General features: G+C 73.0%; 20 protein-coding genes. 14 read left to right on the top strand and 6 right to left on the bottom strand.

Annotated elements, in window-relative coordinates; all coding sequences use genetic code 11:
* Positions 1 to 14 precede the first annotated feature (14 nt).
* Complete coding sequence (gene nucS, locus A6035_RS09465; protein ID WP_108847582.1) at positions 15 to 695, top strand: endonuclease NucS; 681 nt, start codon at positions 15 to 17, stop codon at positions 693 to 695.
* Between the two features lie 13 nt (positions 696 to 708).
* Positions 709 to 1,011 (top strand): ATP/GTP-binding protein, encoded by a 303-nt coding sequence (locus A6035_RS09460; RefSeq protein ID WP_108847581.1) that lies wholly within the window; start codon positions 709 to 711, stop codon positions 1,009 to 1,011.
* Here A6035_RS09460 and A6035_RS09455 read toward each other — a convergent pair.
* Positions 992 to 1,861, bottom strand: a complete 870-nt coding sequence (locus tag A6035_RS09455) for a coiled-coil domain-containing protein (RefSeq protein WP_108849185.1) — start codon at positions 1,859 to 1,861, stop codon at positions 992 to 994. The genes A6035_RS09460 and A6035_RS09455 overlap by 20 nt on opposite strands.
* Positions 1,862 to 1,904: 43 nt before the next feature.
* A complete protein-coding gene (mce, locus tag A6035_RS09450; RefSeq protein ID WP_108847580.1) occupies positions 1,905 to 2,375 on the bottom strand; it encodes a methylmalonyl-CoA epimerase in 471 nt (156 codons plus the stop codon).
* A 76-nt stretch (positions 2,376 to 2,451) separates the two neighbouring features.
* Between mce and A6035_RS09445 the strand changes: the two genes are divergently transcribed.
* Both A6035_RS09445 and A6035_RS09440 read left to right on the top strand, forming a co-directional pair.
* Positions 2,452 to 3,651, top strand: coding sequence for an acetyl-CoA C-acetyltransferase (locus A6035_RS09445; protein ID WP_108847579.1), 1,200 nt, complete (start codon positions 2,452 to 2,454; stop codon positions 3,649 to 3,651).
* A gap of 35 nt (positions 3,652 to 3,686) precedes the next feature.
* Positions 3,687 to 4,631 carry a tetratricopeptide repeat protein gene (locus A6035_RS09440; protein ID WP_108847578.1) on the top strand — a complete coding sequence of 315 codons (945 nt, stop codon included), beginning with the start codon at positions 3,687 to 3,689 and terminating at the stop codon, positions 4,629 to 4,631.
* Positions 4,632 to 4,718: 87 nt separating this feature from the next.
* Here A6035_RS09440 and glgB read toward each other — a convergent pair whose 3' ends face one another.
* A complete protein-coding gene (gene glgB / locus A6035_RS09435) occupies positions 4,719 to 6,935 on the bottom strand; it encodes a 1,4-alpha-glucan branching protein GlgB (RefSeq protein ID WP_108849184.1) in 2,217 nt (738 codons plus the stop codon).
* Between the two features lie 167 nt (positions 6,936 to 7,102).
* Positions 7,103 to 9,121 carry a maltotransferase domain-containing protein gene (locus A6035_RS09430; RefSeq protein ID WP_108847577.1) on the bottom strand — a complete coding sequence of 673 codons (2,019 nt, stop codon included), beginning with the start codon at positions 9,119 to 9,121 and terminating at the stop codon, positions 7,103 to 7,105.
* A 156-nt stretch (positions 9,122 to 9,277) separates the two neighbouring features.
* Here A6035_RS09430 and A6035_RS09425 point away from each other — a divergent pair, with 156 nt between their 5' ends.
* From A6035_RS09425 to A6035_RS09415, 3 genes are read left to right on the top strand one after another with little or no spacing between them, the layout of a single operon-like run.
* Entirely contained in the window at positions 9,278 to 10,120 is an 843-nt protein-coding gene (locus A6035_RS09425) for an ABC transporter ATP-binding protein (protein ID WP_108847576.1), read from the top strand.
* A 5-nt stretch (positions 10,121 to 10,125) separates the two neighbouring features.
* Positions 10,126 to 10,920 carry an NUDIX hydrolase gene (locus A6035_RS09420; protein WP_244192402.1) on the top strand — a complete coding sequence of 265 codons (795 nt, stop codon included), beginning with the start codon at positions 10,126 to 10,128 and terminating at the stop codon, positions 10,918 to 10,920.
* 10 nt (positions 10,921 to 10,930) lie between these two features.
* Entirely contained in the window at positions 10,931 to 12,160 is a 1,230-nt protein-coding gene (locus tag A6035_RS09415; protein WP_108847575.1) for a THUMP-like domain-containing protein, read from the top strand.
* Here A6035_RS09415 and A6035_RS09410 read toward each other — a convergent pair.
* Positions 12,145 to 13,476 (bottom strand): outer membrane protein assembly factor BamB family protein, encoded by a 1,332-nt coding sequence (locus A6035_RS09410; protein ID WP_108847574.1) that lies wholly within the window; start codon positions 13,474 to 13,476, stop codon positions 12,145 to 12,147. The genes A6035_RS09415 and A6035_RS09410 overlap by 16 nt on opposite strands.
* 208 nt (positions 13,477 to 13,684) lie before the next feature.
* Between A6035_RS09410 and A6035_RS09405 the strand changes: the two genes are divergently transcribed.
* From A6035_RS09405 to A6035_RS09380, 6 genes are all read left to right on the top strand, one after another.
* On the top strand, positions 13,685 to 15,316 hold the full coding sequence (locus A6035_RS09405; protein WP_108847573.1) for an AMP-binding protein: 1,632 nt from the start codon (positions 13,685 to 13,687) through the stop codon (positions 15,314 to 15,316).
* Positions 15,317 to 15,446: 130 nt separating this feature from the next.
* Positions 15,447 to 16,232, top strand: coding sequence for an electron transfer flavoprotein subunit beta/FixA family protein (locus tag A6035_RS09400; protein WP_108847572.1), 786 nt, complete (start codon positions 15,447 to 15,449; stop codon positions 16,230 to 16,232).
* A gap of 52 nt (positions 16,233 to 16,284) precedes the next feature.
* A complete protein-coding gene (locus A6035_RS09395) occupies positions 16,285 to 17,235 on the top strand; it encodes an electron transfer flavoprotein subunit alpha/FixB family protein (RefSeq protein WP_108847571.1) in 951 nt (316 codons plus the stop codon).
* 93 nt (positions 17,236 to 17,328) lie between these two features.
* Positions 17,329 to 18,525: a cysteine desulfurase family protein gene (locus A6035_RS09390; RefSeq protein ID WP_108847570.1), complete on the top strand. Its 1,197-nt coding sequence runs from the start codon at positions 17,329 to 17,331 to the stop codon at positions 18,523 to 18,525.
* A complete protein-coding gene (gene mnmA / locus A6035_RS09385) occupies positions 18,522 to 19,652 on the top strand; it encodes a tRNA 2-thiouridine(34) synthase MnmA (RefSeq protein WP_108847569.1) in 1,131 nt (376 codons plus the stop codon). Before A6035_RS09390 ends, mnmA begins: the two co-directional genes overlap by 4 nt.
* Positions 19,649 to 20,737 carry a uroporphyrinogen decarboxylase/cobalamine-independent methonine synthase family protein gene (locus A6035_RS09380; RefSeq protein ID WP_244192401.1) on the top strand — a complete coding sequence of 363 codons (1,089 nt, stop codon included), beginning with the start codon at positions 19,649 to 19,651 and terminating at the stop codon, positions 20,735 to 20,737. Before mnmA ends, A6035_RS09380 begins: the two co-directional genes overlap by 4 nt.
* A gap of 10 nt (positions 20,738 to 20,747) precedes the next feature.
* Here the strand turns inward: A6035_RS09380 and A6035_RS09375 are convergent, their stop codons facing one another.
* Positions 20,748 to 21,443 carry an exonuclease domain-containing protein gene (locus tag A6035_RS09375; RefSeq protein ID WP_108847567.1) on the bottom strand — a complete coding sequence of 232 codons (696 nt, stop codon included), beginning with the start codon at positions 21,441 to 21,443 and terminating at the stop codon, positions 20,748 to 20,750.
* Positions 21,444 to 21,512: 69 nt separating this feature from the next.
* On the opposite strand from A6035_RS09375, the gene ligA reads away from it, so the two are divergent.
* Positions 21,513 to 23,693, top strand: coding sequence for an NAD-dependent DNA ligase LigA (gene ligA, locus A6035_RS09370; RefSeq protein WP_108847566.1), 2,181 nt, complete (start codon positions 21,513 to 21,515; stop codon positions 23,691 to 23,693).

The following is a 23,693-nucleotide window of genomic DNA, read 5'->3' as shown; positions in this document are numbered from 1 at the left end:
TACAGGAGGAATCTTTGCGTCTCGTCGTCGCCACCTGTCAGGTCGACTACGTGGGCCGTCTCACCGCGCACCTTCCCATGGCACCGCGCCTGTTGCTCGTCAAGGCGGACGGGTCTGTCAGCGTCCACGCCGACGACAGGGCGTACAAGCCGCTCAACTGGATGACGCCGCCCTGCTCACTGACCGAGCAGGCGCACCCGGAGAACCCCGACCACCGCCTCTGGATCGTGGAGAACAAGGCGGGGGAGCAACTGCGGATCACCGTGTCCGAGGTGCACCACGAGTCCCACCACGAGCTCGGCGTGGATCCGGGTCTCGTGAAGGACGGCGTCGAGGCCCACCTGCAGGAACTGCTCGCCGAACACATCGAGACCCTGGGGCCCGGGTACAGCCTCGTGCGCCGCGAGTACATGACCGCCATCGGGCCGGTCGACATCCTCGGCCGTGACGCCGACGGGGTGACCGTGGCGGTGGAGATCAAGCGTCGGGGTGAGATCGACGGCGTGGAGCAGCTCACCCGGTACCTGGAGCTGCTCAACCGTGACCCGCTGCTCGCCCCGGTGACCGGGATCTTCGCCGCCCAGGTCATCAAGCCGCAGGCCCGCACCCTCGCCACGGACCGGGGGATCCGGTGCGTGACCCTGGATTACGACACGCTCCGCGGCATCGAGTCCTCCGACCTACGACTCTTCTGACCGGGGTCGACCGATGCCCAGGAGACACCGGCGCGACGGCGGCGACCGCCCCGCGCCCCGGCGGGACGGCCTCGGGGGCGCGGCGCTCGAGGCCGGCCCCGCCGGCGATCCCGATCAGTACCACGTCCGGAGGATCCCGGCGGCACGGGCCGCGAAGGACTACCGGTGCCCCGGCTGCGATCACCTCGTCACCGCGGGAACACCTCACGTGGTCGCGTGGCCCGACCGGCCGGGCGGCGACGACGAGCGACGGCACTGGCACGCCGGATGCTGGTCCGGCCGCGGCCGTCGCGGCCTCACTCGTCGCTGGAGCTGAGCCCCGGTTCGGGCGGCAGCTCGAACAGCTCGTCGCCCTCGGTGCCGGGGACGGGTTCGAGCCTCGCGCGGATCGCGCTGAGATCACCGATCACTCGCTGGCGGAGCTCTCGTAGTTCCTCGACGTGCGCGCGTGCCCGCGCCGTCATGCTCTCCGCCTCGTCCCGGGCGCGGTCGACGATCCTGCGCGCCTCCTCCTGAGCCTCCCGAAGGGTCGCGTCGGCGGCGGCGAGCGCGGCGTCGTGACGCTCGCGCTCCTCGCGCAGCGATTCGCTGCGGCGCAGATCGGACGCGAGCCGGAGATCCTCGTCGATCTGCTCCCGGCGACGGGCGGCCTCCTCGTCGAGTGCTCTCGCCTCGCGCTGGGCGGCGCGGACGATCTCGTCCGCCCGCGTACGGGCCGCGGCGAGCACGCCGGTGTGTTCGGTGCGGACGGCGGCGGCACGGCCGCGGACCTCCGCCAGTTCGGCGGCTGCGGTCTCGCGGAGTCGCCATGCCTCCTCGTCGGCCTCCGTGCGGACGTGATCGGCAACGGCCAGTGCGGCGTCACGAATGGCCGCGGCCTCGGCGGTGGCGAGCGAGAGCATGGTGGACAGGCGATCCGACATCTGGTCGCTGGTGACCGGTGCCCGCCCCAACTCCGCGACGCGGGCCTCGAGTTCGCTCACGCGGGTACGTGCCCGCTCGGCGTCCGCCGCGGCCCTGTCGGCACGGGCGACGGCGGCGTCGCGGTCAGCCCGCAGGAGCTCCGTCTCGGCCTCGAGTCGGGAGAGGGCGGCCGTCACCTGCTCGCGGTCGAAACCCTTGCGCACCACCGCGAACGGCTCGACGGACGTCGGGGGTGTGTGCATGCTCGACATGCTCCCACCCTAGCCGCGGGCACGGTCGTCGCGCCTAGTGCTGGTCGGCGGCGGGCTCGACCAGTTCGAGCAGCACGCCGCCCGCGTCCTTCGGGTGCACGAAGTTGATGCGGGAGTCCGCCGTGCCCCGCTTGGGCGCGGGGTACAGGACCCGGACGCCGCGGCCGGTGAGGTGCCCGGTGATCGCGTCGATGTCGGTGACACGGACCGCCATCTGCTGGATACCGGGCCCGTTGCGGTCGATGAACTTGGCGATGGTCGACGTCTCGTCGAGCGGTGCGAGGATCTGGAGCAGGGCGCTGCCCTCGGGGCGACCGGGGGAGCCGAGCATCGCCTCGCGCACGCCCTGCTCCTCGTTGACCTCCTCGTGGAGGTTCTCCATGCCCAGGTTGTCGCGGTACCACGTCACCGCGGCGTCGAAGTCGGGTACCGCCACGCCGACATGGTCGATCGCCACGACGAGCTCGGAGGGCAGCAGGGGTTGGCCGATTGGGGTAGTGGTCATACCTGCCACGTTATCCGTTCCCCCTTCCCGGTAGTTTGGCCAGTACAGTCGTTTCCCCTCGATCGGAAGGTGTCCCATGACCGCCGACCCCACCCGCACCGTCATCGTCGCCGGTGCCCGCACCCCGTTCGGCCGCCTGCAGGGAGGTCTGTCATCCCTGTCCGCGCCCGAGCTCGGCGGCATCGCGATCCGCGCCGCCCTCGAGCGCGGGAAAGTCCCCGTGGACGCCGTCGACCAGGTGATCATGGGTCAGGTGCTGTCCGCCGGCAACGGTCAGATGCCCGCGCGGCAGGCGGCGTTGGCCGCCGGGATCCCCAAGCGTGTCGACGCGCTGAGCATCAACAAGATGTGCCTGTCCGGGCTCACCGCCATCGCGCTCGCCGACCAGGCGATCCGCTCGGGCCACTCCGAGGTCGTCGTCGCGGGCGGCCAGGAGTCCATGTCGCAGGCCCCGCACCTGCTGCCCAAGAGCCGCGCCGGCTACAAGTACGGCTCCATCGAGGTCCTCGACCACATGGCCTTCGACGGCCTGCACGACGTGCCGACCGACCAGCCGATGGGCGCGCTCACCGAGGCCCGCAACGTCGAGCTCGAGATCACCCGTGAGCACCAGGACGAGTTCGCCGCGATCTCCCACCAGCGTGCGGCCGCCGCCGCTGCGGAGGGCCGGTTCGCCGACGAGATCGTGCCGGTCACGGTCAAGGGCCGCAAGGGCGAGACCGTCGTGGACACCGACGAGGGGGTGCGCGCCGACTCCACTCCCGAGTCGATGGCCAAGCTCAAGCCGGCGTTCTCCAAGGACGGCACCATCACGGCCGGATCGTCGTCGCAGATCTCCGACGGTGCCTCCGCGGTCATCGTCACCAGCGCCGCGCGTGCCGAGGCCGAGGGCTGGACCGTCCTGGCCGAGATCGTCGGGTACGGGACCGTCGCCGGTCCGGACTCGACGCTGCAGCACCAGCCCGCCGACGCGGTCCTCGACGCCTGCAGGCGTTCGGACATCGACGTCAAGGACATCGAGCTGTTCGAGTTCAACGAGGCCTTCGCCTCCGTCGGTCTGCACTCGACCCGGATGCTCGAGCTGAGCTCGGACAAGGTCAACGTCAACGGCGGCGCCATCTCGATCGGCCACCCGATCGGTGTGTCCGGTAACCGCGTCGTCCTCACCCTGGCGCTCGAGCTCGCCCGGCGGGGCGGCGGGCTCGGCGCGGCCGCGCTGTGTGGCGGCGGCGGCCAGGGCGACGCCCTGCTCATCCGGGTGCCCGCGGCCGGCTGACACCCCCGTCCAGGCATCGTGGCAGGATCGGATACGTGACGAGACCAGGTAACCGACCCCAGTCCGCCGCCGAGCAGAAGCTCGCGGCGTCGCTCGCCGGCGCCGTCGATCTCTCCGGCCTGAAGAAGCGGGCCGAGACCCGCCGGGACGCGGCCACCGCCGGTCGCGCCCCGGGTCAGGGCGGTCCGCCGCAGGCCGGGGGCTCGCCGGTCCGGGTGGAGGTGGACGAGGCCTCCTTCGAGCAGGAGGTCCTCGTCCGCTCCGCGCAGGTGCCGGTGATCCTCGAGTTGGTGTCGCAGCGGGCACCTACGGCTCTGACGGCGACGCTGGCGGCCCTGGCAGAGGAGGCCGGGGGCCAGTGGGTCCACGCGACGGTCGACGTCGACGTGGCCCCGGGCATCGCGCAGGCCCTGCAGGCGCGGGCGGTGCCGACGGTCTACGCCGTGGCGGCCGGGCGGCCGCTCGCGGACTTCGAGGGCGAGCAGCCCGAGGACGCCCTCCGCCAGTGGCTCGCGGCCGTGCTCCGCGCGACCGAGGGCAAGCTCAGCGGCCCCGCCCCGGAGGCCGGGGAGACCGAGCCCGACGAGGCGTCCGATCCCGAGCGGGACGCCGCCGAGGAGGCGTTGGCCGAGGGCGATCTCGCGACCGCCGAGGAGCGCTTCACCGCGCTCGTGGACGCGCGGCCGGGCGAACACACGCTCGTGGAGGCGCTGCGGTACGTCGGGGCTGCGCGGCGCGTGGCGGAGGACGCGGACGCGGGTGAGGGAACGGTGCCCGAGGCGCTGCGGGCCGCGGACGCGGCGCTCGTGGCCGGGGAGTACGAGACCGCGTTCTCCGGCCTGGTCGGCGCTGTCCGCGTCACGGCCGGCGACGACCGTGCCGCACTGCGCGCGAGGCTCCTCGAGCTCCTCGACGCGCTGCCGGCGGATGATCCGCGCGTGCTGGCCGCGCGCCGCGACCTGGCGAGCGCCCTGTACTGACGCGTCACCGGTGGCTCCCGGGCGGGCCACCGGAGATGCGCCGAGCCGTCGGCGGCCCCTACCCGGGAGTCCGCCGACGGCTCTCCGCTATCCGGTGGCGGTGTGGCGGAACCACACGGTCGCGCGGGAGCCGACCGTGATCGCGGCGGAGTACGGCCGCCCGTGGTGGGAGACCTGCTCGGCGTGGACGCCGCCGTAGTTGCCAGCTCCGGACCCCTCGTAGGCCTCGGCATCAGTGTTGAGGATCTCCTCCCAGTACCCGCCCTCGGGGAGGCCGATGCGGTAGTCGCCGAGCGGCGCGCCGGAGAAGTTCACCACACACGCGATGGTGCTGCCGTCGTGGTCGGTGCGCAGGAACGACAGCGTGTTGTGCTCGGAGTCGTTGGCGTCGATCCACGAGAAGCCGGAGGGGTCGTCGTCGAGCGCCCACAGCCCGGGGTTCTCGGCGTAGCGCGCGTTGAGGTCGCGCACGCAGTCGCGGATGCCGCGGTGGTACTCGCCCTCCCAGCCCTCGAGGTCGTCCCACGCGACTCCGCGCTCGGCGTTCCACTCGGTGGTCTGGCCGAACTCGAGGCCCTGGAAGACGAGCTTCTTGCCGGGGTGGGCCCACATGTAGGCGTAGAGACTCCGGATCCCGGCGGCGCGGTCCCACGAGGACCCGGGCATGCGTTCCCACATGGAGCCCTTCCCGTGGACGACCTCGTCGTGGCTGAGGGGGAGGACGAAGCGCTCGCTCCAGGCGTACATGAGCGAGAAGGTGATCTCGCCGTGGTGGTAGCCGCGGTAGATCGGGTCCATGCCCACGTACTGGAGGGTGTCGTTCATCCAGCCCATGTTCCACTTCATGGAGAAGCCGAGGCCGCCGGTGTAGGTGGGGGAGGTGACGCCGCCCCACGAGGTGGACTCCTCGGCGACGGTGAGGACGCCGGGGTGCTTGCGGTGGACGGTGGCGTTGACCTCCTGGAGGAACGAGATGGCCTCGAGGTTCTCGCGGCCGCCGTGGATGTTGGGCGTCCACTGTCCCTCGTCTCGGGAGTAGTCGAGGTAGAGCATCGAGGCGACGGCGTCCACGCGGAGGCCGTCGACGTGGAACTCGTCGGCCCAGTACAGGGCGTTGGCCACGAGGAAGTTGCGGACCTCGCGCCGACCGAAGTCGAACACGTAGGTGCCCCAGTCGGGCTGTTCGCCGCGCCGGGGGTCGCCGTGCTCGTACAGCGGGGTGCCGTCGAACCGGCCGAGGGACCACTCGTCCTTGGGAAAGTGCGCGGGGACCCAGTCCACGAGGACCCCGATGCCGTGTGAGTGCAGGTGGTCGATCACGTAGCGCAGGTCGTCCGGGGAGCCGAACCTGCTGGTGGGGGCGAAATAGCCGGAGACCTGGTAGCCCCACGACCCGCCGAAGGGGTGCTCGGCGACGGGCATCAGCTCCACGTGCGTGAACCCTGTCTCGAGGACGTGCTCGGCGAGCTGGTGCGCGAACTCGCGGTAGTCGAGTCCGGGGCGCCAGGAGCCGACGTGGACCTCGAGGATGGTCATCGGGGAGCGGGAGTGGTCGCGGGTCGCGCGGGCCGCGATCCACTCGTCGTCGTTCCACTCGTAGGCGGAGGTGAACACCTTCGACCCGGTGGCGGGGGGCACCTCGGTCGCGACGGCCATGGGGTCGGCGTGGTCGACGGTCCGCCCGTCGGCGCCACGGACGCGGTACTTGTAGACGGCGCCGTCGCCGACGTCGGGGACGAACAGTTCCCACACGCCGGAGGAGCCGATCGAGCGCATGGGCAGCGCCACGGGGTTCCAGCCGCAGAACTCGCCGACGACGCTGACGCCGCGGGCGTTGGGCGCCCACACGGCGAAGGACGTGCCGGTGACCGGCCCGCCGGGGGAGTCGTAGGTGCGGACGTGCGCACCGAGGACGTCCCAGAGGCGCTCGTGGCGCCCCTCACCGATGAGGTGCAGGTCCACCTCGCCGAGGGTCGGCAGGAACCGGTAGCCGTCGGCGACGGTCCGGGTGTGGCCGTCCGCGTAGGCGACGCGGAAGCGGTAGTCGGGGACCTCGGCCTCGGGCAGGGCGGCATGGAACAGGCCGTCGGAGACGGGCTCCATCGGGACCGTCCGGTCACCGAAGTCGATCTCGACGGACACCGCGCCCGGCTGCATGGTGCGCACGACGGAGCCGTCGCCGTCGCGGTGCGTGCCGTAGACCGAGTGGGGGTCGTGGTGGGTGCCCGCGCGGAGCCGGCCGAGGACCTCGCCGGTGAGGGGCGTGGGCCGCGGCGCCGCGGCCGGTGTGGGCGCCGGGGTCACCGTGGGCGCCGGGGTCGGCGTGGCCGCCGCGGGAGTCGCCGCCGGCGCGGCCGGTTCGGGTGTCGCGGGAGTCGCCGGGGATGACGGCGACGACGACGAGGTCTTCTCCGGCCGGGGCCGGGCGGTCGCGGGGTCCTGCTTCTTGTGCTTTCCCATGGTCGTTCGCCTCAATCCACGGTGTGCGTTCGGTAGGACAGTTCGACCCTACGTGCTTCGGGGCAGGGTGGGATCGAGACGATGTGCGCGACGGCGGACCACGGCTCGAGCCGGACGTAGTTGCTCGACCCCCAGTGGAACTCGTTCCCCGACACCTCGTCGCGCACGCTGAACCGTGCGTCGTCGTCGTAGCCGAGCGCCGCCATGTCCAGGTGCAGGGTTCCCTCCTGGATGCCGAGGGAGTCCAGGGTCACCACCGTCAGGACGGTGTCCCCGGTGGCGGGGTCGACCTTGGAGTAGGCGATGATCTGGTCGTTGTCGACGTCGTGGAAGTGCAGGGTCCGCAGCTGCTGGAGCGCGGGGTGCTCGCGCCGGATCCGGTTGAGCGCGCGCAGCCAGGGCGCCAGCGACTGTCCGGCGGCCTCGGCGGCGGCGAAGTCGCGGGGCCGCAGTTCGTATTTCTCCGAGTCGAGGTATTCCTCGCTGCCGTCGGTGACCGGCTGCCACTCGTAGAGCTCGAAGCCGGAGTACACGCCCCAGGCGGGCGAGAGGGTCGCGGCGAGGGCGGCGCGGATCGCGAACATCGCCGGGCCGCCGCGCTGCAGCGACTCGTGCAGGATGTCCGGCGTGTTGGTGAACATGTTGGGCCGCGCCTCGTCGACGTGGGCCAGCAGCTGCTCGCAGAACTCGACCAGGTCGGCCCTGGTGGTCTTCCACGTGAAGTACGTGTACGACTGCGAGAACCCGCGCTTGGCGAGCCCGAACAGCCGGGCCGGTCGGGTGAACGCCTCGGCGAGGAACAGCACGTCGGGCTCGGTGCGCTTGACCTCGCTGATGAGCCGGTTCCAGAAGTCGGCGGGCTTGGTGTGCGGGTTGTCCACGCGGAAGATCCGCACGCCCAGTGACGTCCAGTGCCTGACCACGCGCAGCACCTCGGCGTAGATGCCCTCGGGGTCGGTGTCGAAGTTGATCGGGTAGATGTCCTGGTACTTCTTGGGCGGGTTCTCGGCGTAGGCGATGTGCCCGTCGGGCAGGACGGTGAACCACTCGGGGTGCTCGGCGGCCCAGGGGTGGTCGGGAGCGCACTGCAGTGCGAGGTCGAGCGCGACCTCGACCCCGCGTTCGCCCGCGTACTCGACGAGACCGCGGAAGTCCTCGGTGGTGCCGAGGTCGGGGTGCACGGCGTCGTGGCCGCCGTCCCGTGAGCCGATGGCCCACGGCGACCCCACGTCGTCCGGGTCGGGGGTCAGCGTGTTGTTGCGGCCCTTGCGGTTGATCTCCCCGATGGGGTGGATGGGCGGCAGGTACACCACGTCGAATCCGAGGTCGGCGGCGTGGTCGACGTACGCCCGCGACGTGGTGAAGGTGCCGTGGACGGGCCGGCCCTCGGCGTCCCAGCCGCCGGTGGAGCGGGGGAAGAACTCGTACCAGGAGCTGAACTGTGCCTCGCGGCGATCGACCCACACGCGGTGCGTCTGCCCGACGGTGACCAGTTCGCGCACCGGGTCGGCGGCGAGGGCAGCGGCGACCTCCGCCGACAGGGCCCGCTCGGTGCGGGTGGCCGCGTCGCCGTCACCGCGCAGCGCATCGGCGGCCCCGGAGAGCAGGTCGGCGCGGTCGGCCTCACCGGCGGTGGTGGCCCGAGTGACAGCGAGGTCGAGCACGCGCGCGCCCACCTCGAACTCGTTGCCCAGCACGTCGGCGTCCTGACCCGCGTCCATCTTCTTGGTGATGCCGCTGCGCCAGGTGGCGAAGGGGTCGGACCAGGCCTCCACGCGGAACGACCACATGCCGGGCACATCGGTGGGGAGCAGGGCGTGCACGGTGTCGGGTTCGGCCCCGGGCTCCATGGTGGTGCGCGAGGAGAGGCCGCCGGGTCGCCGGACCACGAGGCTGGCGGACAGGGCGTCGTGCCCCTCCCTCCAGACGACGGCGGAGATCGGCAGTATCTCGCCGACCACCGATTTCGACGGGAACCTCCCGCAGGAGACGAGGGGACGGACCTCGTCGATGGCAAGACGGTCGTTCACGTCGGTGCTCCTTCCGGCTGCGGGTCGGCGCCGCGAGGTGGCGACGTCCGTCACCGTCGACGCTAGCGAAGTCGGGCCGATCCTTCAGGGCCGTCATCTCCGGTTAACCCGCGCGAGCCGTGTTCCTCACCACCCGGGACCGCGATAACCGGTTAGATGGGCAGCGTGAGCACCGCCATCGACATCGACCCCGACCTCGTTCTCGACCTGCGTGACGTCTCGCTCCGGCGGGACGACAAGACCCTCGTGGGGCCACTGACCTGGCAGGTCGAACTCGACGAGAGGTGGGTGGTACTCGGCCCCAACGGCGCGGGCAAGACCTCGCTGCTGAGGATCGCCTCGGCGTTGGAGTACCCGAGCACCGGCACCGCGGTCGTCCTCGGCGAACAGCTCGGTCGGACGGAGGTGACCGAGCTGCGCAGCCGGGTCGGCCTGTCGTCGGTCGCCGTCGCGGGCCGGATCCCCGGCGACGAGGTGGTGAGCGATCTCGTCATCTCGGCCGGGTACGCGGTCCTGGGTCGGTGGCGGGAGAAGTACGACGAGCAGGACTTCGCCCGCGCCGCCGACACCCTCGAATCGATCGGTGCCGAGCATCTCGCCGACCGGACGTGGGGCACCCTCTCGGAGGGCGAGCGCAAGCGCGTGCTCATCGCGCGAGCCATGATGACCGACCCCGAGCTGCTGCTGCTCGACGAGCCCGGAGCGGGACTGGACGTCGGGGGCCGCGAGGATCTCGTCGCCCGGCTCGGGGACATGGCCATGGACCCGGACGCGCCCGCGACGGTCCTGGTGACCCACCACGTCGAGGAGATCCCCCCGGGATTCACCCACGCCATGCTGCTGGCGGAGGGCGAGGTGACCGCCATGGGGCTCATCGACGACGTGATCACCTCCGAGAACCTCAGCCGGGCCTTCGCGCAGTCGATCACGGTCGACGCGATCGACGGCCGCTACTTCGCCCGCCGTGCCCGCCGATCGGGCCGGCACCGACGGGGATGACCGGGGTGGCGGGTTCGTCCGGGTCGTCGCGCGTGGTGGGCGGCGGCGACGCTCCTGCGGCCTATGAGCCGGGGGCGGTGCCGATCCGTGAGGCGGCGACGGTCGCGCTGATCCGCGACGCCCGGGTCGGCGGGGGAGTCGAGGTGTTCCTGCAGCACCGCGTGTCGACGATGCAGTTCGCTGCCGGAATGTCGGTCTTCCCCGGCGGCGGGGTGGAGCCGCGCGACTACCACGGCACGCGGCCCTGGCGCGGGCCCGCTCCGCAGTGGTGGGCCGAGCGGTTCGGGATCGACGTCGACCGCGCCGCCGCGGCCGTCCGGGGGGTCGCCCGCGAGCTGTTCGAGGAGACCGGCGTCCTGCTCGCCGAGCCGGCGGGCGCCACCCCCTTGTCGACGTCACCGGCACCGCCCCCGCCCCCGGCCCCGCCCGGCGTCGCCGAGCGGCGCGCGCTCGACGCGGGGCACGGCGACCTCGACTCACTCCTGGCCGCGCACGACCTGGTGCTGTCCGCGCACCTGCTGCGGCCGTGGGACCGCTGGACGACCCCGGTCGGGCCGCCGCGGCGCTACGACACGCTGTTCTTCGTGGCCGCGCTGCCGGAGGGGACAGAACCCGACGGCGGGACGAGCGAGGCCCGGGCCGCCGAGTGGATCCGCGCGGACGACGCGGCACAAGCCGGCATCCTCGGCCACCTCGGGATGCTCCGGCCGACCCTCGACGTGCTGTCGGATCTGGCGTCCGCCTCGGATGTCGCGGAGGTCCTCGCCACCCCGCGGGCCATCGCGCCCGGCGGGAACTAACCTTGCGGCGGTGACCCCCGAGGACCTGGACTTCCTGCGCACCGACGCCGGCCGCGACCTGATCGACCTCGCCGCCGGCCTCGACTGGTCGCGTGCGTGCGTCGTGTCCTCGACGGCGACCGTCCGCCGCGCGGACGCCGAGCACGCGGCCGCGGCGATCGACGTCGTCACCGCCCGCGCCCGCGCGCGGGGCCGGATCCGCGGGGCGGGGGCGATGCTCCTCACCGACGAGGCCGTGCAGCAGGCCACGGCCTGGCCCGTCGCGGCCCTCCGTGCCGAGCGCCTGGCGGGTCGGGACGTCCACGACGTGACGTGCTCGGTCGGCGCCGAGCTCACCGAGCTCGTCCGCACGGCCGGCCGGGTGATCGGCTCGGACCTCGACCCGGTGCGCGCGCGGATGGCCGCCCACAACGTGCCCGAGGCGCTGGTGTGCGTCGCCGACGCGCTCGCCCCGCCGAGCCGCGAGGCCGTGCTGGTGGCCGATCCCGCACGCCGCGCCGGGGGTCGCCGCATCCACGACCCGGCGCAACTCAGCCCACCGCTTCCGGACCTCCTCGCCGGGGCCGCGGGCCGCGACCACGTCATCAAGTGCGCACCCGGGCTCGACACGTCCGCCCTCGGCCACGAGGGCGAGGTCGAGCTGGTCTCCCTCGACGGCTCGGTACGCGAGGCCTGCCTGTGGTCGCCGGGCCTGTCGGGGGGCGTGCGGCGCCGCGCGACGGTCGTGCGTACCGCGGCCGCCGGGGCGCCGGGCCCGTGGGGGCCGGCGCGCCTGACCGCGGACGGCGTCGCCGTGCACGTGGAGGAGGTGACCGACGGCGACGACGACGAGGTCGACGCCCACCCCGAACCCGAGCGGTTCATCGTGGATCCCGACGGGGCGGTCGTCCGGGCGGGGCTCGTGCGGCACTGGGCCCGCAGGCACGGGCTCCGCCAGCTCGACCCGCGGATCGCGCACCTGACCGGGCCGCGGATCCCTCCGGGCCACAGCGGGTTCGAGGTGCTCGAGCGGTGTCGGCTGGACCGCAAGCAGCTGCGTCGCGCCCTACGCGCGCGGGACTGCGGGTCGCTGGAGATCCTCGTGCGCGGCGTCGACACCGACCCGGACGTGCTGCGTCGCTCGCTGTCGCTGTCGGGTTCGCGGCCGCTGGCGCTGGTGGTCACCCGCATCGGCACGTCGGCCGTGGTGTTCGTGTGCGGGCCCCGGACCCGGGCCGCCGGGGATCAGCCGAACATGTAGACGGCGCCCATCGCGGTCGTCAGCGCGATCCGGCCGTCCGAATCGACGCTGAGTCCCGACACGGGACCCGATGCCGCGGGCACCTCGAGCCGGTGGACGGTCCGCCCGTCGCCGCCGTCGAGCACGTGCACGGCGATGCCGGGCTCGTCCCCGCCACCGCCCGCGCGCACGGCCACGACCACCTGCCCGTCCGGGGTCGCGGCCGGGTTGGTGAGCTGCTGCAGGTCGTCCCGGCGCCAGACCTCGCGGCCGGTCCCGTCGACCGGGCGGACGGCCACCACGGGCGCCGGGCCCGCGTCGTCGTCGTGCTCGTCGTCGGGACCCCTCCACACGGTCGTCGTGCGCCCCGCGGTGACCAGGGTGCCGTCGGGCAGCAACGCCGGCGAGGCGTCCGGGCGGTACCCGACCGGCGTCGTCCACAGGGCGGCGCCGTCGGCCGCCCGGTACGCGGCGAGGGCGCCGTCCGCGGCGTGCACGTAGACCTCGTCCCGGTCGCCCGACAGGACCACCGGCACGCCCAGCCGACCCTCGGCCAGGGGGACGCGCCACAGGACCTCCAGGGCGGGCCGCTCGTCACCGACCAGCCGCACGGCGACCAGCTCCGGATCCGCCGTGCCCGGCGTCCACGCGGTGAGGTACGCCGTGGCCGCGTCGGTGTCCACGGCCGCGGTCGCCGGCACCGGACATCCCCGCGCACCGGTGGCGCACCACGGCAGACCGTAGGCCGGGTCGTCCGTCGCGACGTCGCCGGTGATGCGCAGCTCGGGGGTGACGTCCAGACCCGTGTGGGCGTTGACGACGCGAGCGACCCCGAGGTGGGAGACGAGCAGCAGGTGGCGGTTGTCCATCAACGTCACGGTGGTCGGCACGCCGCGGGTAGCGGCGAACCACCGGTTCTCACCCTCGGCGGCCACCGCCGCGACCCCGCCGTACGCCGGCACGAACAGCGAGCCGCGCCCGTCGACCGTCGCCGTGATGCGCGGGCCGTCCGTCGGCATCCGCGAGCACCACCGCTTGCGGCCGTCGTCGGCGGTGAGGGCGAAGAGGTTACAGCCGCGCTCGGAGACCGTCGCCTGGAACGAGGTGCCGATCCCGTCGGAGGAGGCCACCCCGATCGCCGGGGCGCCCAGCGTGCGCGACCAGAGGAGCTCGGGGGAGTCCGACACCCCGGCGTGCGCCCGAGACGAGTTCGGCGGGCCACCGGCCACCGACGACCAGCTCGCGGCCTGGCCGAGGCGGGCGTCCCCGCTCGGTGTGTCCGACGCGCAGCCCGAGGCCACGGCGAGGGCGAACCCGGCGACGACCAGGGACCGCACGGTGCGCGGTAACGATGCCGGTGCCACAGGTCCCCCCGTCGAAAGAGTGATCAGGGCGTAAGCGTAGTCCGAGCGCCCGGTGACCCAGGGGTACGCCCGGGGGAACCGCCGCTCGCGGAGCGCGCTCCGCCGATACCGTGACGACACTCACCCGTGCCCGCGAGGGCACCAGCCCCGGCCCCGGCCCGACGGAAGGCGGACACCCCCGATGACAGCGAACTCCGGACTCGACACCGCGCTGACCCCGCTGAGCTTCCTCTCCAAGGCCGCGCGCGTCTCACCTGACGCGACCGCGGTGGTGGACGGCCCGCGGCGCCAGACCTACGCCGAGTTCGCCGAGCGGGCCACCCGCCTGGCCTCGCTGCTGAAGATGCGTGGTGTCGCGCGCGGCGATCGCGTCGGCGTCCTGGCCCCCAACTCCGCGGAGGCCCTGCTCGCCCAGTTCGCCGTCCCGCTGGCCGGCGGCGCCGTGGTCGCCCTCAACACCCGTCTGGCCCCGGCCGAGATCGCCTACATCGTCGACCACGCCGGCATCGAGGTGCTCATCGCCGACGCCGACCTGCTCGCCGGCCTGGGCGACGAGGTCCCCGACGCGCTGCGGCTCATCCTGGTCGCGCCCGACGCCGACGGCACCCAGCCCGACGCCTCCCGCTTCGGCCCGCGCGCCGAGGCCCTCGAGGAGGGGCTCGCGAACGCCTCGCCGCAGCCCGTGCCGTGGACCGTCGCCGACGAGGACTCCGTCATCGCCGTCAACTACACCTCCGGCACGACCGGGCGCCCCAAGGGCGTCATGTACACCCACCGCGGCGCCTACCTCAACGCGCTCGGCGAGATCATCACGCAGGGCTTCGACGCCGACTCGCGGTACCTGTGGACCCTGCCGATGTTCCACTGCAACGGCTGGTGCACCACCTGGGCGCTGACCGGGGCGCGGGGCACCCACGTGTGTCTGCGCGCCGTCCGCGGGGAGGACATCTGGAGACTGTTCGACGACGAGGGGATCAACCGCCTGGCGGGGGCGCCGGCCGTGCTGTCCACGATCGCGGACGACCCGGCCGCCCGGCCGATCGAGGGGATCCGCATGGTCACCGCGGGGGCCCCGCCCTCGCCGACGATCCTGCGCCGCTTCGAGGAGCTCGGGATCGACGTCACCCAGGTGTACGGCCTCACCGAGACCTACGGCCCCTTCACCGTGTGCACCCCGCAGCCCGGCTGGGCCGATCTCGACCCCGACGAGCGGGCCGCCCTCAAGTCCCGCCAGGGCGTCGCGATGATCCATGCCGACACCGTGCGCGTGGTCGAGCGGACCTCGCCGGGGGAGACCCGCCTGATCGACGTCCCAGCCGACGGCGTGACGATGGGCGAGGTCGTGATGACCGGCAACGGCGTCATGAAGGGCTACTTCAACGACCCCGAGGCCACCGCCGCCGCGTTCGCCGGGGGCTGGTTCCATTCCGGTGACCTCGGCGTGATGCACCCCGACGGATACGTGCAGCTGCTCGACCGCGCCAAGGACGTGGTGGTCTCCGGCGGCGAGAACATCTCCACCATCGAGGTCGAGCAGGCGATCGTCTCCCACCCCGACGTCGTGGACTGTGCCGTGGTGTCCATGCCCGACGAGAAGTGGGGCGAGCGGCCCAAGGCCTACGTGGTGGTCCGGCCGGGATCGCAGCTCGACGAGGCCGGCGTGATCGAGCACTGCCGTACGAAGATCGCCCGCTACAAGGTCCCCGGCGCGGTGGAGCTGACCGAGGCGCTGCCGCGGACGTCGACCGGCAAGGTGCGCAAGAACGAACTGCGCGACGCCGCGTGGGCCGGCTGGGAGAAGCGGATCAACTGACGGGTGCGAACCCGGCCCCGCCACCGTGACGCCGGTGCCGTTATTGTGTCAGGCAGGACCACAATCCGGTGCGCCCGGTCATGACGGGGGGCGCACCCCGCCCCGACTCGCAGGAGGTCGACGCAGGCCCATGACGAACATCGTCGTACTGATCAAGCAGGTTCCCGACACCTATTCCGAGCGCAAGCTCTCGGACGGGGACTACACCCTGGACCGCGAGGCCGCGGACGCGGTCCTGGACGAGATCAACGAGAAGGCCGTCGAGCAGGCGCTCCAGATCAAGGAGGCCAACGGCGGCGAGGTCACCGTCCTGTGCGCCGGACCGGATCGCGCCACCGAGGCCATCCGCAAGGCCCTGTCGATGGGTGCCGACAAGGCGGTCCACCTCAACGACGAGGGCCTCCACGGGTCCGACGTCGTCCAGACCGCGTGGGCCCTGGCCAACGTGCTGGGCACCATCGAGGGCACCGAGCTGGTCATCGCCGGCAACGAGGCCACCGACGGCCGCATGGGTGCCGTCCCGGCCATCCTCGCCGAGTACCTGGGCCTGCCCCAGCTCACCCACATGCGCACCCTGGAGATCGCCGACGGCGTCGCCAGGGGCGAGCGCGAGACCGACGAGGGCATCTTCGAGGTGGAGGCCTCCCTGCCGTGCGTCGTGTCCGTCGGCGAGAAGATCAACGAGCCGCGGTTCCCGTCCTTCAAGGGCATCATGGCCGCCAAGAAGAAGCCGGTCGAGGTCCTCACCCTGGCCGACGCGAACATCGAGGCCGGCCAGGTCGGCAAGGACAACGCCGCGTCGACCGTGACCTCCTCCGCCCCGAAGCCGCCGCGTGCGGCCGGTGAGAAGGTCGTCGACGAGGGCGAGGGCGGCAACGACATCGCCAAGTACCTCGTGTCGCAGAAGCTCATCTGACGCGAGCTCACCCCGACCGACTCATCACAGTCTTTTTCAAGGAGAACCCACCATGGCTGAAGTCCTCGTCGCGGTCGAGCACGTCGACGGCGAACTCAAGAAGGTCACCAACGAGCTGCTGACCGCCGCCCGCGCGCTCGGCGAGCCGTCCGCCGTCGTGTTCGGCGAGACCGGCACCGCCGCCGCGCTCACCGACGCCCTCAAGGAGGCCGGCGCGGAGAAGATCTACGTCGCCGAGGGCGACGCGGTGCAGAATTACCTCGTCACCCCGAAGGTCGACGTCCTGGCCGGCCTCGCCGAGCAGGGCGCCGCCGCGATCGTCCTGGCCGCCACCTTCGAGGGCAAGGAGGTCGCGGGTCGTCTCGCGGCCCGTACCGGCTCCGGCGTCCTCACCGACGTCATCGAGATCCGTGAGGACGGCTCGGCCGTCCACTCGATCTTCGGTGGCGCCTACACCGTCGAGGCCACCGTTTCCGGCGACACCCCGATCTACACGCTGCGTCCGGGCTCCGTCGAGGCGTCCCCGGCCGCCGGTGCGGGCGAGGTCGTCGAGGTCCAGGTCCCCGAGCCCGAGAACGCCGCCAAGGTGCTCTCGCGCAACCCCATCGTCGGTGGCGACCGCCCCGAGCTCACCGAGGCGACCGTCGTCGTCTCCGGTGGTCGCGGTGTCGGCTCGGCCGAGAAGTTCGAGGAGGTCGTCGAGCCGCTCGCCGACTCCCTCAAGGGTGCGGTCGGCGCCTCCCGCGCCGCCGTCGACTCGGGCTACTACCCGGGCCAGTTCCAGGTCGGCCAGACCGGCAAGACCGTGTCGCCGCAGCTGTACATCGCCCTGGGCATCTCGGGCGCCATCCAGCACCGCGCCGGCATGCAGACGTCCAAGACGATCGTCGCGGTGAACAAGGACGAGGAGGCCCCGATCTTCGAGATCGCGGACTACGGCATCGTCGGCGACCTGTTCAACGTCGCCCCGCAGCTCACCGAGGCCGTCAACGCCCGCAAGTGAGCCCCGCACACCGTGTCTGACGGACGCGACCCGGACCCCGGCACCCCTGCGGTGCCGGGGTCCGGCGCATCCGGGCGTATCCTTGCCTGCGATATGCCCACCTTGCGCCCCGTGCACTATCTGGACCACGCCGCGACCACCCCGATGCGTCCGGCGGCCGTCGCCGCCTACGCCGAGGCGGCCTCGGTGGTCGGCAACGCCTCCTCGCTCCACGGCTCCGGTCGCCGCGCACGGCGACGCGTCGAGGAGGCCCGCGAGTCCCTCGCCCACCACCTCGGGTGTCGACCCTCGGAGGTGGTGTTCACCTCCGGCGGTACCGAGTCCGACAATCTCGCGGTTCTCGGACAGGCGGCCGCTCACGACGGCGACCTCGTCGCCGTCGGCGCCACCGAGCACCACTCCGTCCTCGACGCCGTCGCCCATCTGGCGACCGGGCGCGGCGGGAACAAGGAGATCCGGCTCCTGCCCGTCGACACGCGCGGCGCCGTCGTCCCGGACACCGTCCGTGAGCTCGCCGAGGAGGCCGGCCCCCGCCTCGCCCTGGTCGCGACGATGCTGGCCAACAACGAGATCGGCACCCTCGGCGACGTCGCGGCGGTCGCCGGCCACGCCCGCGCGGTCGGCGCCGCCGTCCACACAGACGCCGTCCAGGCCGTGGGGCACGTGCCGGTGGACTTCGCCGCCCTCGGCGTCACCTCTCTGAGCCTGTCCGCCCACAAGTTCGGCGGCCCGCTCGGTGTGGGCGCGCTGATCCTCGACCGAGGCGCCGACTGCCTGCCGATCGGCTTCGGCGGCGGGCAGGAGCGCGACCTGCGCTCCGGGTCGGTGGACGTACCCGGCGTCGTCGCCATGGCCGTGGCCCTCGAGGAGGCCGTTCGCGAGATGGAGGCCGAGACGCGGCGGCTGACCGCGCTGCGGGACCGTCTCGTCGACGGCGTGCTCGCCGCGGTCCCCGGTGCGATCGCCAACGGGGGCGGCGAGCGCCTCCCGGGGATCGCCAACATCACCTTCCCCGGATGCTCCGGAGAGTCGCTCATCCTCCTGCTGGACGCCGCCGGGATCGAGTGCTCGACCGGCTCCGCGTGCACCGCCGGGGTCGCCGAGCCCAGCCACGTCCTGCTCGCCCTCGGCGCCGACGACGCCTCGGCGCGGAGCAGCCTGCGGCTCAGCCTGGGGTACACGACCACCGAGGCCGACGTCGACGCCGCGATCGCCGCCCTGGGCCCCGCCGCCGACCGCGCCCGCGTCGCGGGCCTCGGTCTGGCCCGTGCCGGGGTGAGCGCGTCATGAGAGTGCTCGCCGCGATGAGCGGGGGAGTGGACTCCGCCGTGGCCGCCGCCCGCGCCGTGGCCGCCGGCCACGAGGTCGTGGGCGTGCACCTGGCCCTCAGCACCGATCCGGCGACCCTGCGGACGGGATCCCGGGGCTGCTGCTCGCGCGAGGACGCCGGCGACGCCCGTCGCGTCGCCGACCTGCTGGGGATCCCCTTCTACGTCTGGGACTTCGCCGAGCGGTTCCGGGCCGACGTCATCGACGACTTCGTCGAGTCCTACGCCCGCGGGGAGACGCCCAACCCGTGCCTGCGCTGCAACGAGCGCATCAAGTTCGAGGCGCTGCTCGAGCGCGGCATGGCGCTCGGGTTCGACGCCGTCGCGACCGGGCACTACGCGCGGCTGTCGACCGAGGAACTGCCCGACGGCTCCCGCCGGCCCGTCCTGCGCCGGGCGGTCGACGCGGCCAAGGACCAGTCCTACGTCCTCGGCGTGCTCACCCCCGAGCAGCTCGCCCACTCGATGTTCCCGCTGGGGGACTCGCTCAAGTCGCAGGTCCGCGCCGAGGCGGAGGCGGCGGGTCTGCCGGTGGCCACCAAGCCCGACAGCCACGACATCTGCTTCATCCCGTCCGGCGACACGCGTGCGTTCCTCGGGGCCCGCATCGGGGTGCGCCCCGGCGCGGTCGTCGATGCCGACACCGGTGACGAGCTCGGCCGCCACGACGGGATCCACGGGTTCACCATCGGCCAGCGCAAGGGGCTCGGTGTGCAGGGACCTGCGGCCGACGGCCGCCCCCGGTACGTCACCGCGATCGACGCCGACAGCGGCACCGTCACCGTCGGCGGCGCGGATCACCTGCTGTCCGTCGCCATGACGGCCACCTCGCCGTACTGGCTGGTCGACGACGAGGTCCGCGAGACCGACTGCCACGTGCAGATCCGCGCGCACGGCGAGGCCACCCCGGCGCACGTCCGTCGGGTCGGGGACGGCGCGGACGCCACGCTCGAGATCACCATGGACGAGCCGGTCCGCGGGGTGGCACCCGGGCAGGCCGCCGTCCTGTACCGCTCCGAGCCCGACGGCGACCGCGTCCTGGGCAGCGGCACCATCTCCGCCTCCCGCCCGGCGACGGAGACGGTGTGACGCCGGGAGCGGGTCCCTCACCGTCCAGCACCGGGCCCGGCCCGATGCCCGGCACCGATCCCCGCGAGGCGGCCCGCGTAGTGATGGGGGAGTGTCACTCCCTCCCGTTCCTGCCGGAGCTGGCTGACCGGGGCCCCGGCGCGGACGCGATCGGCCGGACCCTCGCGATGCTCGCGGACCTGCCCACGGACGTCACGCCGCGCGGGTGGCGGCTCGCCGATTCGCCGGGCCGCCTCGCCCGGCGGGCCGCCGACCACCTCGAGCGGGACGGCGACGCCCTCGAGGAGGCCGACGAGCTGGCGAGGGACCCCGAGGAGGTGCCCGAGCCCGATCGTCGTCGGCTCCAGGTGCGGATCGTGGGCCCGTGGTCGCTCGCGGCGCAGGTGGAACTGCCCGGCGGGATGCCGGTCCTGTCCGACCGCGGTGCCCGACGCGACCTGGCGGCCTCCCTCACCGAGGGCGCGGGAGGCTTCGCCGCGCGGCTCGCGGGCCGGCTGCGTGCGGGCGCCCGCGTCCTGCTCGACGAGCCACTGCTCTGGAAGGTGGCCGCCGGGACGGTGCAGTCACCCAGCCGCCTCGACCCGATCGCGGCCGTCCCCGCCGACCAGCTCGCCCTGTCGCTGTGCCGCTTCGGAGACGCCCTGCGCCGCGCCGGCGCCGCCGAGGTCATGGTCCGCGTCCCCGCGACGTCGGATCCCGGCGCGCCGCCGGTCTGGTCCGTCATCGCCGAGCCGCCCCGGGGCGAAACGCCTCTCGACGGCGCGTGCGTGCCCGCCTCACCGCTGTACTCCGCGCGGTCGCACGCCGCCCTCGACGCCGCCGGCACCCTGCTGGGGGACGGCCGCACCCTCCAGTTGGAGGGTCTGCCCGGTGCCGGCCGGCCGCCGCGGACCACCGCCGAGGCCGAACGACCCGCGGCGGAGTTGGTGGCGCTTCTCGACCGGCTCGGGGCGCCGCCTCAGTCGCGCCTGCCCTCGATCGTCCTCACGCCGACGGCAGACGACATCGTCTCGCCCTCGGGGGCCGCCGCGGCGCTGCGCGCATCCCGACTCGTCGCGGAGACCGCGCCCCGGATGGCCGAGTGATCGGCCGGGGCTACACCGTCGCCATCGGCCACAGGGTGTTGACGTCGGACGCGTCCTTCCCGCAGCGCTCGAGGTAGGCGGCGAAGTCCCGCTGGCGTGCCTCGTGCCACCGGGCCTGCTGTGCGTTGGACTCGCGCCAGTCACAGCCGGACAACTTCTGCTGCGTCCCCAGCATCTTCCACGCCAGGCGTGCAGCCGCGAGCGCATCCCCGGCCGCCTCGTGCGCGGCGTCGAGGCGCACCCCGTGCTGACCGCACAGCGCCTCCAACGTGCGTTTGCCCTTGCGGAAGGGGTCGACGGCACGGTCGACGACATAGGGATCGATCACCGGGCCGGCCACCTCGAATGTCGGGTGCCACCGGCGCAGGATCGTCAGGTCGTAGCACGCGTTGAACACCACGAGCGTGCGGCCGTCGCGCCATCCCTGCCGGATGGCCTCCACGGTCTCCGCGATGACCTCCGCGTGGGGCCGACCGTGCTCCCTCGCGTGGGCGGTGGTGATGCCGTGCACCGCGGTCGCCCCCTCGGGGATCTCGATACCGGGATCGGCCAGCCAGTTCCGTGCCTTCTTGTGTGGCCCGTCGATCTCGATCAGGGCCGAGGTCACGACGTGGGCCGTACGCGGGTCGGGACCGGTCGTCTCGAGGTCGAAGGCCAGGAGGCGGTTCCGGTCGATGGTGACGGGGAGCGTGATGTCGTTGTTCATGGGCTCACCGTAGGCCAGCGCTCCGACACCGCGGAGGCATCGTGGCCGCCTGCGACATAACCTGTCTGTGTGAGCCAAGCGAGCGACAGCACCGAGCCCGTCGGCACCGGGGACATCCCGCCGGAGGTGAGGCAGGAGTGGACCGAGCTCGCGGAGACCGTCCGCGACCATCAGTTCCGCTACTACGTCAAGGACGCGCCGATCGTCTCCGACGCCGAGTTCGACCGGCTGTTCGGGGAGTTGCAGGCGCTCGAGGAGAAGCACCCGGGGTTGCGTACCGCCGACTCGCCCACGCAGCTCGTCGGCGGTGGCTTCTCCACCGACTTCGCCCCGGTCGAGCACCTGGAGCGGATGACCAGTCTCGACAACGTCTTCTCCGAGGAGGAGCTGCGCGACTGGGTCGCCTCCGCGGTCGAGCAGGCGGGCGTGCCCGAGAACCGGCTGCCGTTCCTCTGCGAGGTGAAGATCGACGGCGTGGCCCTGGATCTGGTCTACCGCGACGGGAAGCTGGTCAGCGCGGCCACCCGTGGCGACGGGCGCACCGGCGAGGACGTCACCCTCAACGCCCGCACGATCGAGGACATCCCGGTGACCCTCACCCCGACGGAGGACCGGCCGGTGCCCTCGCTGCTGGAGGTCCGCGGGGAGGTCTTCTTCCGCCTCGAGGACTTCGCCGAGCTCAACGCCCGGCTCGTGGCCGAGGGCAAGGCGCCGTTCGCCAACCCCCGCAACAGCGCCGCGGGGTCGCTGCGGCAGAAGAACCCCGCCATCACCGCCCAGCGCCGTCTCGGCATGTACTGCCACGGGCTCGGAGCGGTGGAGGGCGCGACGTTCCAGAGCCTCCACGACGTCTACCTGGCCCTGGCGGACTGGGGCCTGCCGGTCTCCCCGCACACCGCGCCCGCCACCGGCGTCGAGGAGGTGGTCGAGCGCATGCGGTACTGGGGTGAGCACCGCGGCGACCCCGAGCACGAGATCGACGGGCTCGTGGTGAAGATCGACGACCGCGCCGTCCAGCGCCGCCTCGGCCAGACCTCCCGGGCCCCGCGGTGGGCGATCGCCTACAAGTACCCGCCCGAGGAGGTCATGACGGAGTTGCTCGACATCCGGGTCTCCGTCGGCCGGACCGGGCGCGTGACCCCGTTCGCCTACATGGAGCCGGTCCTCGTCGCGGGGTCGACGGTCTCACTGGCGACGCTGCACAACCAGACCGAGGTGATCCGCAAGGGCGTGCTCATCGGCGACACCGTGGTGATCCGCAAGGCCGGCGACGTGATCCCCGAGGTCCTCGGTCCCGTGGTCGAGCGGCGCGACGGGACCGAGCGCGAGTTCGTCTTCCCCGAGCGCTGCCCCGAGTGCGACACCGTCCTGGCCCCCGCCCGCGAGGGCGACGCCGATTGGCGCTGCCCCAACCAGCGGTCGTGCCCCGCCCAGCTGCGCGAGCGGCTGTTCTACCTCGCCTCCCGCAACGCGCTGGACATCGAGGCACTCGGATACGAGGGGGCGTCCGACCTCCTCGCCAGTGGCGTGCTCGAGAACGAGGCCGGGCTCTTCGATCTCACCGAGGCCGATCTCCTCCGCACCCACCTCTACACCCGTATCGACAAGGCGACGCGGAAGCAGATGGAGGAGGGGGCCGAGCCCGAGCGGACCGTGCTCACCGAGAACGGACGCAAGCTGCTGGCCAACCTCGCCACCGCGAAGGACCGGCCGCTGTGGCGGGTCCTGGTCGCCCTGTCGATCCGTCATGTCGGTCCCACGGCCGCGCGTGCCCTCGCGACCAGGTTCGGGACGATGGAGGCCATCCGCGCCGCGTCCGAGGAGGAACTGGCCGAGACCGACGGCGTGGGCCAGACGATCGCCGCGTCGGTGGTCGAGTGGTTCGGCGTCGACTGGCATCGCGAGATCGTCGACCGGTGGACGGCGGCCGGCGTCTCGATGGCCGATGAGCGGGACGAGTCGATCCCGCGGACGCTCGAGGGGCTGACGATCGTCGCCACGGGCTCGCTCGAGGGCTTCACCCGCGACGGCATCAAGGAGGCCATCATCGCCCGCGGCGGCAAGGCCTCGGGTTCGGTGTCCAAGAAGACCGACTACGTGGTCGTGGGCGACAACCCGGGCTCGAAGGCGGCGAAGGCCGAGGAGCTCGGGCTGACCATCCTGGACGAGGCAGGCTTCGTCGAGCTCCTGGCGAACGGGCCCGCCCCGGCCGAGACCGCGGATCCGGACGCGGACGACGTCGACCGGTGA

It is taken from the genome of Dietzia lutea, from assembly GCF_003096075.1.
In the GTDB taxonomy this organism is placed as follows: Bacteria; Actinomycetota; Actinomycetes; order Mycobacteriales; family Mycobacteriaceae; genus Dietzia; species Dietzia lutea.
The sequence above is the reverse complement of the archived record's forward strand: the minus strand, read 5'-3'. Positions and strand labels throughout refer to the sequence as shown.